This is a genomic window from Paraburkholderia caribensis (assembly GCF_002902945.1).
GTDB lineage: Bacteria > Pseudomonadota > Gammaproteobacteria > Burkholderiales > Burkholderiaceae > Paraburkholderia > Paraburkholderia caribensis.
The window spans coordinates 1,292,463-1,306,207 of record NZ_CP026101.1; the positions used below are offsets into that span (position 1 = coordinate 1,292,463).

The 13,745-nt window shown below is 63.9% G+C and carries 9 protein-coding genes and 1 tRNA gene; 3 read left to right on the forward strand and 7 right to left on the reverse strand.

Annotated elements, in window-relative coordinates; translation table 11 throughout:
* Positions 1-29: 29 nt before the first annotated feature.
* Positions 30-1,544, forward strand: coding sequence for a nitrogen regulation protein NR(I) (ntrC, locus tag C2L66_RS05740; protein WP_054934357.1), 1,515 nt, complete (start codon positions 30-32; stop codon positions 1,542-1,544).
* 127 nt (positions 1,545-1,671) lie between these two features.
* On the opposite strand, the gene xth is transcribed toward ntrC, so the two are convergent.
* From xth to C2L66_RS05755, 3 genes are all read right to left on the reverse strand, one after another.
* On the reverse strand, positions 1,672-2,448 hold the full coding sequence (xth, locus tag C2L66_RS05745) for an exodeoxyribonuclease III (RefSeq protein WP_054934358.1): 777 nt from the start codon (positions 2,446-2,448) through the stop codon (positions 1,672-1,674).
* A gap of 187 nt (positions 2,449-2,635) precedes the next feature.
* Positions 2,636-2,712 (reverse strand) — tRNA-Met (locus tag C2L66_RS05750).
* Between the two features lie 104 nt (positions 2,713-2,816).
* Complete coding sequence (locus C2L66_RS05755) at positions 2,817-3,518, reverse strand: aspartate/glutamate racemase family protein (protein ID WP_060601425.1); 702 nt, start codon at positions 3,516-3,518, stop codon at positions 2,817-2,819.
* Positions 3,519-3,697: 179 nt separating this feature from the next.
* Between C2L66_RS05755 and C2L66_RS05760 the strand changes: the two genes are divergently transcribed.
* Positions 3,698-4,987 carry an amidohydrolase family protein gene (locus tag C2L66_RS05760; protein WP_060601422.1) on the forward strand — a complete coding sequence of 430 codons (1,290 nt, stop codon included), beginning with the start codon at positions 3,698-3,700 and terminating at the stop codon, positions 4,985-4,987.
* Positions 4,988-5,992: 1,005 nt separating this feature from the next.
* Here C2L66_RS05760 and C2L66_RS05765 read toward each other — a convergent pair.
* Positions 5,993-8,107 carry a M3 family metallopeptidase gene (locus C2L66_RS05765; protein ID WP_054934361.1) on the reverse strand — a complete coding sequence of 705 codons (2,115 nt, stop codon included), beginning with the start codon at positions 8,105-8,107 and terminating at the stop codon, positions 5,993-5,995.
* A gap of 413 nt (positions 8,108-8,520) precedes the next feature.
* Here C2L66_RS05765 and C2L66_RS05770 point away from each other — a divergent pair, with 413 nt between their 5' ends.
* Positions 8,521-9,681 (forward strand): acyltransferase family protein, encoded by a 1,161-nt coding sequence (locus C2L66_RS05770; RefSeq protein WP_060601418.1) that lies wholly within the window; start codon positions 8,521-8,523, stop codon positions 9,679-9,681.
* A 103-nt stretch (positions 9,682-9,784) separates the two neighbouring features.
* Here the strand turns inward: C2L66_RS05770 and folD are convergent, their stop codons facing one another.
* The 3 genes from folD to C2L66_RS05790 form a co-directional block, all read right to left on the reverse strand.
* Positions 9,785-10,642 (reverse strand): bifunctional methylenetetrahydrofolate dehydrogenase/methenyltetrahydrofolate cyclohydrolase FolD, encoded by an 858-nt coding sequence (folD, locus tag C2L66_RS05775; protein WP_054934363.1) that lies wholly within the window; start codon positions 10,640-10,642, stop codon positions 9,785-9,787.
* 342 nt (positions 10,643-10,984) lie between these two features.
* Positions 10,985-11,941, reverse strand: a complete 957-nt coding sequence (locus C2L66_RS05785; protein WP_060601411.1) for a DUF2950 domain-containing protein — start codon at positions 11,939-11,941, stop codon at positions 10,985-10,987.
* Between the two features lie 80 nt (positions 11,942-12,021).
* Positions 12,022-13,377 carry a DUF3300 domain-containing protein gene (locus C2L66_RS05790; RefSeq protein WP_060602727.1) on the reverse strand — a complete coding sequence of 452 codons (1,356 nt, stop codon included), beginning with the start codon at positions 13,375-13,377 and terminating at the stop codon, positions 12,022-12,024.
* Between the last annotated feature and the right edge of the window lie 368 nt (positions 13,378-13,745).

Consider the following 13,745-nt stretch of genomic DNA (forward strand, 5'->3'; position numbering starts at 1 on the left):
ACGCAAGACAAGACTTCTGACGGACCTATATGAAGCCGATCTGGATAGTAGACGACGATCAATCGATCCGTTGGGTGCTCGAAAAAGCACTCGCACGCGAGAACTTCGCGACGCGCAGCTTCGCGAATGTGCGCGAAGCCGCGGGCGCACTGGAACACGACAGCCCTCAGGTGCTGGTCTCCGATATCAGAATGCCTGGCGGCTCCGGGCTCGAACTGCTGCAGACCGTGCGCGACCGCGTGCCGGGCTTGCCCGTCATCATCATGACGGCGTTCTCGGATCTCGATAGCGCCGTGGCCGCGTTTCAGGGCGGCGCCTTCGAATACCTCGCCAAGCCGTTCGACGTCGACAAGGCCGTCGAACTGATTCGCCGCGCCGTCGACGAAAGCATGCGCGGCGAGCACACATGGGACGACCGCGTTGCCGAAGCGCCCGAGATGCTCGGTCAGGCGCCCGCGATGCAGGACATGTTCCGCGCGATCGGCCGTCTGTCGCATTCGGCCGCGACCGTGCTCATTACGGGCGAATCAGGCACCGGTAAGGAACTTGTCGCGCGCGCCTTGCACCGACATAGCCCACGCGCGAACGGACCGTTCATCGCATTGAACACGGCGGCGATTCCGAAAGATCTGCTGGAATCCGAACTGTTTGGCCATGAGCGCGGCGCGTTCACGGGCGCGCAGGCGATGCGCCAGGGCCGCTTCGAGCAGGCTGAGAACGGCACGCTGTTTCTCGATGAAATCGGCGATATGCCGTTCGACTTGCAGACGCGTCTGTTGCGCGTGTTGTCGGATGGGCAGTTCTATCGCGTCGGCGGACATAACCCGTTGCGCGCGAATGTGCGCGTGATCGCCGCGACGCACCAGAATCTCGAATCACGTGTGCGGCAAGGGCTGTTCCGCGAGGACTTGTATCACCGCTTGAACGTGATCCGTCTGCGCTTGCCGGCGCTGCGCGAGCGTAGCGAGGACATCCCGCTGCTGACGCGCCATTTCCTGCAGAAGAGTGCGCGCGATCTCGGCGTCGAACCCAAGCGTGTGTCGGAAGAGGCGCTGGCGTATATGACGTCGCTGCCGTTTCCCGGCAATGTGCGTCAGCTTGAAAATCTCGCCAACTGGCTGACCGTGATGGCGCCGGCGCAGACGATCGAGATCAAGGACCTGCCGCCCGATCTCGTCTCGACGCAGCAGGCCGGGGCGGAATTCGCGACGTCTGCGGGATCGCTGCCGATCGACGGCGCAGTGGGCAACGGGGGCGTCACGAACGGCGTGGCCACGGGCACGAGTGCACCCGTCGCGGCCGGCGGCGTGGTGATTCCGTCGCCTGTCGCGGCGTGGGAGAGCGGGCTGCGCACGGAAGTCGCGAAGCTGTTGCGCGAGAACGCCGCCGATGTGATGGACGAACTGTCGCGCCGTTTCGAAGCGGCCGTGATTCGCGAAGCGCTCGACTTTACGCGCGGGCGCAAGGTCGAAGCGGCCGAGCGGCTCGGCATCGGTCGCAATACGATCACGCGCAAGATTCAGGAGCTGAATCTCGAACCGTAAGCGTTGATGCTTCGGGGCGTGCGCGGGTGGTGCTGTGGTTGCACGCGACAAAGTAAAGCGGCTCGATGGCGCGATGCGCTATCGAGCCGCTTTTTCTTTGCTAATACGCTTGTGTTTCTGCCGCGAGTTATTCGGTGAGCGCGACGACAGGCGCGTGGTCCGACGGTTGGTCCCACTTGCGTGGCGTCTTGTCGACGTCGCAATGTGTGCAGCTTGCGGCCAGCGGCTTCGACAGCAGAATGTGGTCGATGCGCAAGCCCGCGTTGCGGCGGAACGCGAGCATCCGATAGTCCCACCACGTAAAAGTCTTCTCGGGCTGCTCGAAGAGCCGGAACGAATCGACGAGACCCAGTTCGACGAGGCGGTTGAACTGCGCCCGCTCTTCCGGCGAAACGAGGTTCTGTCCTTCCCACGCCTTCGGATCGTGCACGTCGCGGTCTTCAGGCGCGATGTTGTAATCGCCGAGCAGCGCGAGCTTTGGATGCTGCGCGAGTTCGCTGGCGATCCAGTCGTGCAGCGCGTCGAGCCAGCGCAGCTTGTAGGCGAACTTGTCAGTGCCGGGCGCCTGGCCGTTCGGGAAATAGGCACAGACCACGCGCACGCCTTCGATGGTGGCCGCGATGACGCGCTGCTGCGGATCCTCGAAGCCGGGTATGTTGCGCATGATGCTGCCTTCGTCGACGCTCACGCCGTCGCGCACGAGAATGCCGACGCCGTTATACGTCTTCTGACCGGCGAACCAGCTGCGATAACCCTTTTCCTCGAGCTCGGCGCGCGGAAATTTTTCGTCGGGCAGCTTCAGTTCCTGAAGACACAACACGTCGGTCTGGCTGAGTTCGAGCCAGTCGATCACATGCTGCTGACGAACCTTCAGGGAGTTCACATTCCACGTGGCTAATTTCATCGCTCGTTCTCGTTGTATCAGGTGCTGGATGGAATCTTACCGCGATCGGGCAGCGCCGCTCAGTACGGCAACCTGCATAGGCAAAAACGCAAAAGCCCGCAACGCTTTGGGCGATGCGGGCTTTGGATGCGTAACACTGCTTGTACTGCTCGAGGCCGTGTGGAGCAGGACACGATGCCTTTGAAACTGGTTGCGGGGACAGGATTTGAACCTGTGACCTTCGGGTTATGAGCCCGACGAGCTGCCAGACTGCTCCACCCCGCGTCAGAGAGGCGAATTGTACGGACACCTTCGCCATGCGTCAAACATTTGAACGAAGTTTTTTCATCTTATTGTGTTGTGCGTTCGCGGCGAGGTATTGCATCTCATCAACGGCCGGTTTCGATCGCCCAGTCGACAGCGTGTTTCGCATGCAGCGCAGTGGTGTCGAACACAGGCAGAACAGAGTCTTCCTGGCGGATCAACAGCGCGATTTCCGTGCAGCCGAGAATGACGGCCTGCGCGCCGCGCGCCTTCAGGTCTTCAATCACGTCTTGATAGATCGCGCGCGATGACGGCTCGATGATGCCGTGACACAGCTCGTCGTAGATGATCCGATGAACGTGCGCGCGGCCATCGTCACCGGGAATGAGCGTATCGAGGCCGAAGCGCTCGCGCAGGCGTCCCGCGTAGAAGGTCTGCTCCATCGTATAGCGCGTGCCCAGCAAGCCGACTCGCCCGATGCCAGCTGCGCGCAGCGCTTCGCCCGTCGGATCGGCGATATGCAGGAAGGGCACTGTGATCGCCGCTTCGATCGCTTCGTGCACGCGATGCATGGTGTTCGTCGCGAGCAGCACGATGTCGGCGCCGCCGCGCTCCAGTTGCCGCGCGGCATCCGCCATCTGGACGCCGAGCGCGTGCCAGTCGCCTGCGCGCTGGTTGGCTTCGACGGGTGCGAAGTCGACGGTCACCATCACGCTGCGCGCATTGTGATGACCGCCGAGACGCGCCTTCGCATAACGGTTCAGCAGCCGGTAATACTCGGCCGACGATTCCCAGCTCATCCCGCCGATCACGCCTATCGTTTTCATCTTGCGTTCTTGCCCGTACCGGTTGATCGCGTCGAGTATAGGCTGCGAGCCGCCGGGGTGAGCAGTACGGATCGCACGCGGCTGGCCAGTACGGTACGGTCTTTTGTCCTATGCCATCAGGATGCTTCCCCATGGATTTCTTCCGCCGATAGAATCGTAGTCATGCAAAGGAGCCGCCCATGGATCTGATCATCCGCAATGCCGTATTGCCGCGCAGTGCCCCGAAACAGAATGGCCCCGTCGATATCGGCATCGAAGGTGGGCGCATCGTCGCCGTCGCGCCGAACCTGGCTGCGGGCGGACGTGAAGAGATCGACGTGCAGGGTGCGCTCGTCACGCCGCCGTTCATCGACGCGCACTTCCACATGGACGCGACGCTGTCGTATGGGTTACCGCGCGTGAACGCGTCGGGCACCTTGCTCGAAGGCATCGCACTGTGGGGCGAGCTGAAGCCGCATCTGACGCAGGAAGCGCTCGTCGAGCGCGCGCTGCAGTATTGCGACTGGGCTGTCGCGCGGGGTCTGCTCGCCATCCGCACGCATGTCGATGTGTGCGACGAGCGCCTTCTCGCGGTTGAAGCGCTGCTCGAAGTGAAGCGCCGCGTCGCGCCTTATATGGACCTGCAACTGGTGGCGTTTCCGCAAGACGGGCTGCTGCGCAGTGCGGGTGCGTTCGACAACCTCAAGCGTGCGATTGCGCTGGGTGTCGATGTGGTCGGCGGCATTCCGCATTTCGAGCGGACCATGGCAGACGGCGCGGAGTCGGTGCGATTGCTATGCGAGTTCGCTGCAGAGAAAGGCTTGCGCGTGGACATGCATTGCGACGAATCGGACGATCCGCTGTCGCGTCACATCGAAACACTCGCGGCTCACACGCATCGACTCGGACTGCATGGGCGCGTGACGGGCTCGCATCTGACGTCGATGCATTCGATGGACAACTACTACGTCAGCAAGCTGCTGCCGCTGATGCGCGAATCGGGCGTGGCGGCGATCGCGAATCCGCTTATCAACATCACGTTGCAAGGTCGTTCGGATACTTATCCGAAGCGGCGCGGCATGACACGTGTGCCGGAGATGCTTGCGGCGGGCGTCAACGTCGCGTTTGGCCACGATTGCGTGATGGACCCGTGGTATAGCCTCGGTTCTGGCGACATGCTCGAAGTGGCGCACATGGGCTTGCACGTCGCGCAGATGACGGGTATTGACGCGATGCATGCATGCTTCGATGCCGTCACGGTGAACGCGGCGCGTATTCTCGGGCTCGAACGTTACGGGATCGAGCCGGGTTGCGACGCGAATCTCGTTGTGCTCGACGCACGCGATGCTGTGGAGGCGATACGCTTGCGCGCGGCGCGGCTGGTCGTGGTGAGCCGAGGGAAAGTGGTGAGCCGTGCGCCGGCGGCGCGGGCGATGTTGTCGTTGGAAGGGCGGGCAAGGGAAGTGGACTTCAAGCTGCATCGTGGGTGAGGGGGGCGGTTTTTTTGCGCTGGCAGCCGCGTTGTGCCTCCGAGGCGCGGGCTACGCCGTTTGGTGTGTTTGGCATTCGCTGGCATCCGCGATATGTTTTTTGTGGTTCTGGCGCCGCTGGTCGGTGTTCATGCCTTTGCGCTGGCATCCGCGGTTTGCTTTTGCTTTCGCTGGCATCCGCGAATTGTTAGCGTGCTTCAGGCGTCGCCCCTGTGCGGGGCGGCACCTACTTTTCTTTGCCGCCGCAAAGAAAAGTAGGCAAAAGAAAGCGGCTCAAACCGCCAACATTTCTTCCTGCCTGAGGGCCCCCAAAGGGTCTTACGCTTCACACGGCAACCACATGACCCACGTTCGTTGCTAACGCTCTGAATGAACGCCTCACCCGCTTCACGCACCTGCGTTTCAGCATGCCGTGCGAAACAGTCCACGGCCGCCCAGGTGGCAAACTGTGTGTAGGTTGTCGCGTCGTATAGGGTAGCGCTCTTACAGGGTGGGACGCCTGCGCTATCGGTCCGAAGTGAGGCGTGTGAGGCACTGCGGCCTACACACAGTTTGCCGCCTGGGCGGCGCATACCATTCGCTGACGCTGGCTCATGTACGGGTGTTTGAAGTGGGTGAGGCGCTTATTCAGCGCGCTGGCAACGCACACGAACAAGGGCGTTGCCGGGTGAAGTGTGGGGACGTTGGGGGCCCGTGGGAAAACGTCAAGAGCTGGCGGTGTGAGCCGCTTTCTTTTGCCTACTTTTCTTTGCGGCGGCAAAGAAAAGTAGGTGCCGCCCCGCACAGGGGCGACGCCTGAAGCACGCTAACGAATCGCGGATGCCAGCGAAAGCGAAAGCGAAAGCGAAAGCAAAAGCAAAAGCAAAAGCAAAAACAAATCGCGGATGCGAGCAAACCAAAAAAAAAGCGAGCCCGGCAACCCGAACCCGCTCTTTCATTTAACCCGGCAATACCGCAGATCGAATACCAGCCCCTACGAACCTGCGTTCCAACGCATCAACACCCTCAATGCGCCGCCCCCGGCACCACATCCGGCGCCATGCCGTTATGCCGCAGCAACGCATCGATATTCGGCTCGCGGCCGCGAAACGCCTTGAACGATTCCATCGCGGGACGGCTGCCGCCCACTTCGAGAATCTCCTTGCGATACCGCGTGCCCGTCGCCGCATCAAGCACGCTGCCTTTGCCGGCCTGCGCGGCTTCTTCGAACGCGGCGTAAGCATCGGCGGACAGCACTTCGGCCCACTTGTAGCTGTAGTAGCCCGCCGCATACCCACCCGCAAAAATGTGGCTAAACGTATTCGGCCAGCGCGAGAACGATGCTTGCGGAATCACGTGGAAGCGTTCGTTGATCTCGCGCGCCAGGTCGTTCGCGCTCTTCGCGCCGGACGTGTCGAAGTCGACGTGCAGCTTCATGTCGAACATCGAGAACACGATCTGACGCAGCGTGCCCAGTCCGCTCTGGAAGTTCTTCGCGGCAAGCATCTTGTCGAACAGCTCGCGCGGCAGCGGCCTGGCCGTATCGACGTGCGACGTCATGTCGCTCAGCACGTCCCACTCCCAGCAGAAGTTCTCCATGAACTGCGATGGCAGTTCGACGGCATCCCATTCGACACCATTGATGCCCGACACGCCGAGCTCGTCGACGCGCGTCAGCATGTGATGCAGGCCATGGCCGAACTCGTGGAACAACGTGATCACTTCATCGTGCGTGAAGCACGCGGGCTTGCCGCCGACGGGCGCCGAGAAGTTGCAGGTCAGATACGCGACGGGCGTCTGCACCGCGCCGTTGACGGGCTTGCGGCGCGAGCGGGCGTCGTCCATCCACGCGCCGCCGCGCTTGCCTTCGCGCGCGTACAGGTCGAGATAGAACTGCGCTACGAGGCCGCCGTCCTGATTCTCGACGCGGAAGAAGCGCACGTCCGGGTGCCACGTCGCCGCTTCGTCGCGGCGGATCTTCACGCCGAACAGTGTCTCCGTGACCTTGAACAGGCCCTTGAGCACCGTGTCTTCCGGAAAATACTGCTTCACTTCGTTCTCGGAGAACGAATAGCGTTTTTCACGCAGGCGTTCGGCGGCAAACGCGACATCCCACGGCTGGAGTTCGGCGAAACCCAGCTCGCTCGCAGCGAACTCGCGCAGTTCCTTCCAGTCGTGCTCGGCGTGCGGACGCGCGCGCGTCGCGAGGTCTTCCAGGAACGCCATCACCTGTTCCGGCGACTCGGCCATCTTCGGCGCAAGCGACACCTCGGCGAAGTTCCTGAAGCCGAGCATATGCGCCTCCTCTTCGCGCAGCTTCAGCGCGTCGGCGACGATGCCCGTGTTGTCCCAGTCGGCATTGCCTTTGCCGTATTGCGGCCCGAGTTCCGATGCACGCGTGACATACGCGCGATACATCGTCTCGCGCATCGTGCGGTTCTCCGAATACTGCATGACGGGAAAGTACGACGGGAAATGCAGCGTGAACTTCCAGCCGCTCTTGCCTTCACGCTCGGCCGCTTCGCGCGCGGCTTCGATCACATCTTCGGGCAACCCGGCCAGTTCGTCCTTGCTTTCGGCGATGAACGCATACGCATTCGTCGCATCGAGCACGTGATCCGAGAAGGCCTTCGACAGCGCAGCCTGGCGCTCCTGCAGTTCCGCGAAACGCGGCTTCTGGTCTTCTGGCAGTTCGGCACCCGACAGTCTGAAGTCACGCAGCGAGTTGTTCAGGATCTTCTTGCGTTCGCCTGTCAGCGATTCGAAATCATCGGCGGCGGCGATCGTCTTGTACTTCTCGTACAGCGCGAGATTCTGCCCGACGCTCGACCAGAACTCGGTGACGCGCGGCAGGTTCTCGCCGTACACGGCGCGCAGTTCGGGCGTATCGGCGACGGCGTTCAGGTGGCCGATCACGCCCCAGGCGCGCGACAGCGGCTCCGTCGCGCGTTCGACGGGCTCGATAACGTCGGCCCACGACGCCGGCGTCGACGGCTCGGCCGCGCGGTCGACGGCGGCGCTCGCATTCGCGAGCAGCACATCGAGGGCAGGGGTCACATGTTCGGGGCGGATCTCGCCAAAGCGCGGCAGATCGGAGAAATCGAGGAGCGGATTGTCGGATGTCGATTGAGAGGTGGACATGATGCTTCCTGTCTGACGCGGTAAATAAACGCCCGGATGACGCACATCCGGGCCTGAAACCTGAGCGGCGTGCACGACGCGCACAGCATGCGGCGCGTTCGCGCGGGTTGTCCGGCGCCCTGCAACATGCATATTGGGGCGCCGTTCGGCGTTTCCAACTGATATCAGCTGATATCCGCCAATCTGCAGCCGGTTGCAGCACAAATTATCAGAACTGCTGCTCGTGCGCATGCGTAGCGGGCTCAGACGTATTTGTACCAGAACAGGAGGGTGGGCAAGCGCACGGTCGCGGCGCGGGTTCTCGCGCATCGTTGAGACGTCCGCGCGCAGGCCGGCATGGCGCGCGGCTTTCCTATCCTTCGGTGGCCGTACGCGTGAGCTCAGCGGCCCGCCAGCATCAGGTGCCTCTCGCGATGACTCCACATCCCCAGTCGCTGTCGGGCGCGCTTGCGCGCGACGCGAACAACTTCGATCTCGTGCGACTGGTCGCCGCGTGCGCCGTCGTCTATTGCAATGCGTATGCGATCCAGCAGACGGATGCCGGCGATGCCGTCGCGGCGGCGCTCGGCTTCGGCGGCGCGGGCCATCTCGGCGTGTATGCGTTCTTTCTGATAAGCGGACTGCTGGTCAGCGCGAGCTTCGAGCGGCAGCGCTCGGTGCCGCGCTTCGTCGCGCTGCGGCTCGCGCGCTTGCTGCCCGCCGTGGTCGGCGCGTCGCTGGTGGCGATCTTCGTCGTCGGCCCGATTTTCACGACGCTCGCGCTGCACGACTATTTCGCGTCGGGCGCCACATGGCGAAACCTCGACTATTTCTCGACACTCGTGATGAAGCGCGGCTGGACATTGCCGGGTGTGTTCGAGCACAACCGTTTCGGACGCGACATCGGCGCGCCGTTGTGGACGCTGCCGCTTCAGGTGCATTGCTATCTGCTCGTGCTGGTCATGGGCATGGTCGGCTTGCTGTCGACGCGCTGGCGCATCGTGATCGCCGTATTGATCGCGGCCGCCGTGCTTTCGGTGCGCGTGCGTCTGCCCGATCTGCAGATCGGCTGGCGCGATTTCGCGGACAAGGCAGGCGGCTATGCGTTCTTCCCAGAGCCGTTCTTCTTTCTCGGCATGCTGCTGTACGGATGGCGCGAGCGCATCGAACTCAGCGGTCTGAGGGCGTGCGGGCTGCTGCTGGTGTTTCTCGTGTTTCGCGACACGGCGGGCGCGCAGGCCCTGTTCTATATCGCGTTCGTCTATGGGCTGCTTTGGGTGAGCGTGACGCCGATGCTGCGCCGCTGGGTGCCGCGTCACGACTACTCGTACGCGATCTACCTCTACGGATTCATGGTTCAGCAAGGTGTGGCGGCGCTCGCGCCAAGCATGCCTCCGATGCTGTCGATCGTCGTCAGCGCGCCGTTTATTCTCGCGCTGGCGGCGTTCTCGTCGCGGTGGATCGAGCGGCCGGCAATGCGCTGGGTCCGCGCGCGCATCGCGCGCAGCGAAGCGCGTCAGCACGAACGCCGGAACGCGCCCGAACCGGCGCCGATGCGCGCGGCCGACCTCGCGGTCCGCTGGCCGCCGCTTTGACAACCGGGTGATTGCGCTGGATCTGCGGATGGCACGCGCCCGGCTCGTTGCGACGAGCCGGGCGGCTGTTGACTACGCGCCAGAAGCGCGTCGAGCCGTTTGCTCAGGCGTTGCCTGCGGCTCGCTCGGCCGCTTCGATCGTATTGACGAGCAGCATCGTGATCGTCATCGGGCCGACGCCGCCGGGCACAGGCGTGATATGACCCGCCACTTCCTTGACGTTCGCGAAATCGACGTCGCCGCACAGCTTGCCGTTCTCGTCGCGATTCATGCCGACGTCGATTACCGTCGCGCCCGGCTTCACCATGTCGGCTGTCAGCGTGTTGCGCAGGCCCGTCGCGACCACGACGACATCCGCGTCGCGCGTGAAGGCGGCGATATTGCGCGTCTTGCTGTGGCAGATCGTGACCGTCGCGTTCGCTTCGAGCAGCAGCAGCGCCATCGGCTTGCCGACGATGTTCGAGCGGCCGATCACGACGGCGTTCGCGCCCTTCAGCTCGATGCCGTACGCCTCGAACATCTTCATCACGCCGTACGGCGTGCACGGGCGGAACAGCGGCTTGCCCGTCATCAGCGCGCCGGCGTTCGCGACGTGAAAGCCGTCCACGTCTTTCTCGGGCGCGATGGCTTCGATCACCTTGTGGCTGTCGATGTGCTTCGGCAGCGGCAATTGCACGAGAATGCCGTGGATTTTCGGATCGCGGTTGAGCGCGTCGATGCGCGCAAGCAGATCCGCTTCCGTCATCGTCGCGGGATAGCGGTCGTACGACGAGAACAGGCCGTTGTCCTCGCACGCTTTCACCTTGTTGCGGACATAGACCTCGCTCGCCGGATTGTCGCCGACGAGCACGACGGCGAGGCCCGGCTGGTGTCCGCGGGCGGTGAGGGCGGCGGCGCGCGTGGCGACGTCGGCGCGCAAGGTCTTGGAAAGGGCGGTGCCGTCGATCAGTTTGGCTGTCATGGTCGGTCGAGAATGGGCGTTTCGGAATGCGGGCGGGGCAGGCAGGCGCGGGGCGTGTGATCACGTTGCCGCGCATGCCGCGCGTCGTGCTGCTGCGCATGCGCTTGCGGCGCGCGCTCGAGGCGGACACCGCGAAAACGCACGGATGGCGCTCGACGGCAGGAACGGGTCGCATGCCGGAAAGCGCACGGCGCGAAAACCGCGCCGCAGCGAAGTTCGACATTATACCGTTGAGGCAACCCAACCGATGACCAACCGTGATGCCGGACGAAACCGGGCAACAGCGGCGCCGTCGGAGTGACGGACGCCGCCCGCATCACCCGGCGCAGCTTCAGCGCGTGCTCAAGGCTGCGTCGCCTGCCAGGAGGAGTCGGGATTGAATGTGGTGATCGCCGACGCGGCACGCGGCGTCTGCGTCCCGAGATCCTTCTGATAGACCTGGCCGTTCTGGTTGACCATGAAAGTCATCACGCCCGTCTTGCCGTATTCGGCCGGCCACGCGACGAGGCCGAAGCCCTTCGACAGCACGCCGTCCTGCACGTAGTTCTGCGCGCCGCCGTCGGCCTTGGCGCCTTGCGACGTGAGAATGCGGTAGTGATAGCCGTAATACGCTTCGCCTGGCGCGATCTGATGCGGCATGGTCGCAGCGAGCGGTCCGAGCGGGCTTTCGGGCTGGCCGGCTGCCGTCGGCCAGTACAGACCGTCCTGCTTGCCGGGCGAACTGATGAACTTCTGCGCGTAGTGCTGCATCTGCTTGCGGTAGTCGTTTTGCGCGTCGACATACGCAAGCGAGGTCAGAATCGCCGCGCGTTCGTTGCGGCCGATACGGCGCGTGAGCATTTCATCCGTGGCTGCGGGCGTGTTGAACTGCCAGCCGCGCGCCGTCTGCACGATGGGAATCGGCAGCGTCCAGCCGCCGTCGCCCACCTCGAGATGCACGCTCTTGCGGCCGGCGTGGGGCGCCGGGTCGTCGACGATCCGATGGCCTTTCGCCCATTGACCGAGGAACGCGTAGATGTCGTCCTCGCCGATGTCGGTGGTCGGGATGTAGCGCCCGAAGTTCTTGCCGAGCACCTTTTCCATCGCGGGATGGTCGTTGGTCGCGAGCGCATTCGCGAACGCACTGGCGGCGGCGTCGGGCGTCGGGTAGACGGCCTGCGCGGCGGCGGGCTGCGCTGCCGCGAACATCGCGATGGCGGCGGCTGCGGCGAGCGCGTGCGAAAGCGCGGCGCGCCGCGTGCTGCCAGTGGCGGTGCGAATCGAATGACGGGTTGATACGCGGATTGAGTTGCCGGTCATGACTGACTCCTGTCGACCAGAGCGGGCGCTCGAGCGGCCGGTTCTGGTCCGATCCAAGATGGTTGCTGTCGATCGTTCTTCTAGCGGCGGTGGAAGCCTCCACCCCCGCCGCCACGCTGGAATCCTCCGCCTCCGCCGCCATGCTGGAATCCTCCACCCCCGCCGCCATGCTGGAAGCCTCCACCGCCTTCGCCCCCACCTCCGCCACCGAGCCGCCCGCCGCCCGCCTGCGCGCCATTGAACTGCTGTCCGCCGCCGCCCGAGCCGAGCCGGTTGCTTGCGCCGCCGTTGTTCGCCAGCGACTGGCGGCTCGCCTGACCGCGCTGCAACTCCTGCCGCGAGCCCGCCGCGTCGCCCGAGCCGCGCAACGCGTTGTCGCGGTTCAGGTTTTGCGCGCTGTTGCGGAGATTGCCCTCGCTGGCACCGCCCTGATGGATGTTCTGCACCCGCTGACTCGCGTTGCCGCTCAGGTTCTGGCCAGTACGGTTCTGCAGCGTCTGCTGCGCCTGCGCGCGCGAGGCGTCGCGTCCGCGAAACTGGTCGCGCTGCGCAGCGAGGTTACTGCTGTTCACATTGGCGTTGTTGCGATTGAAGTTCGCATTATTGCGGTTGATGCTCTCGTTGCGGTTCCAGTTCGCGGTCGAGGTATTCGAGTTGATCCGGTTGTTGACGTTGATGTTGTTGTAGCGGTTGACGTTGATGTTCACGTCGTGATTGTTCCAGTTGAACCCGCCCCACAGCGAATTGGCGACGGCCACGCCCGCGCCGAATGCGAGCCCCGTCATGAATCCCGTTGCGATCGCGTAGCCGGGAGGCGGCGGCACATAGACGGGCGGGTAGGCCGGGTAGGGCCACGTGCCGTAGACGACGGTCGGGTTATAGGTCGGCACGTAGACCACCTGCGGATTGGCGGGCACGATCTGGATCGTGCTTTGCTCGACGATCACCTTTTGCTGCTCGCTCGATTTCAGATTACCCGCCGACTGCGCCTGCTTGCGCAGCCGCTGCACCGAGTCCATCACGTCGTTGGGCTGCGCGAGGAACGCGTTGCCGAGCTGCTGCACCCAGTCGGGCTTCGAGGCCATCGTCGCGAGCACCTGAGGGAACGCCACCAGCGATTGCACGCTCGGGTCCCACGGCTCCGATGCGACGGCTTTCACGGCGTCGTCACCCTTGTACTGCGAGTTCGCGTTCGACCACGCGGCGGCCGCCGTCACGTCCTGCGGGAACGTCGACGCCATCAGCACCTGCGCGAGCAGCGCATCGGGATAGAGCGCGATGGGCGCGGTCAGCGAATCGAGTTGCTGGTTCGAGACTTTCGCGGGCGTTTGCGCGACGGCGCCAGTGGGCGCGACGAGGCCCGCAGCGAGCGGCATGCCTGCCAGCGCCGCGCAGACGAGCCACGCGCGCGGCCCGTAGGGTCCGTAACGTTTCACGATGAAAACCTCCTTGCTGCGTTGTGAGCACAGCGGCTGCCGGCCCGGGCCGGCATGCCGCCACGCGGTCTTGTGGCAATGGAGCGACAAGCGGACGACGGTGTAGGGCGACTGATAATGGAAGTGGGCGGGACGCGCAAGGGCAATCTGTAGCCACGGCGTCGTTCGCGGCGAGAGCGCTTCATGCGGCACGCATCGTGGCCAGCGATGCACGCGTCGCGGCCCGCGTTGCACGTGTCGGGCATGGGTCGCTTTTTCGGTTGATCTGGTAGGTAAATTAAAAAGCGGGGCCGCGACTGTCAATGCGCGATATCAAACTTCAACGCGGGCGCCCGAACCGGTCGCGCTCGCGGTGCGAGACGGGCCGA